This is a genomic window from Pseudoalteromonas fuliginea, from assembly GCF_000690055.1.
GTDB lineage: Bacteria > Pseudomonadota > Gammaproteobacteria > Enterobacterales > Alteromonadaceae > Pseudoalteromonas > Pseudoalteromonas fuliginea.
On the sequence record NZ_JJNZ01000155.1, the window covers coordinates 1 to 517 of the forward strand.

Genomic DNA, 517 nt, shown 5'->3' on the forward strand with positions numbered 1-517 from the left:
GATATCATATTCTTAGCTGTTAGCGCTGTTGTTTCAGGCTGTCAGGGCTGGGAAGAGATTGAAGATTTTGGTCATGATAGACTAGATTGGCTCAGAAAATATGTTCTTCTTGAACAAGGGATCCCTCGCCATGACACAATTGCTCGTGTAATGAGCCGTATTGACATGACGCAATTCCAAGATTCCTTTTCTTCTTGGATGAAAGCCTGCTCCAAATTAACTCAAGGCGGTGTAGTTGCTATTGACGGTAAACGATTGAAAGGTTCATTTAATCAGTCAGATAGACGCGATGCGCTTTATATGATCAGTGCATTTGCATGCGAAAATGGTGTTGTTTTGGCACAATGCCCTGTTGATAAAAAGTCGAATGAAATAAAAGCGTTGCCAGAGCTGCTTGAATTATTAGAGATAAAAGGCTGCTTAGTAACGATTGACGCTATGGGGTGTCAAAAATCAATTGCAAAAAAAATAGTTGGTAAAGAAGCTGATTACTTACTTGCGGTAAAAGCAAACCATA

At 39.8% G+C, this 517-nt stretch carries 1 protein-coding gene; it reads left to right on the plus strand.

The features are described 5' to 3' along the window. A partial coding sequence (locus tag DC53_RS00270; RefSeq protein WP_033032419.1) for an ISAs1 family transposase occupies nucleotides 1–517 on the plus strand: 517 nt, incomplete at both ends.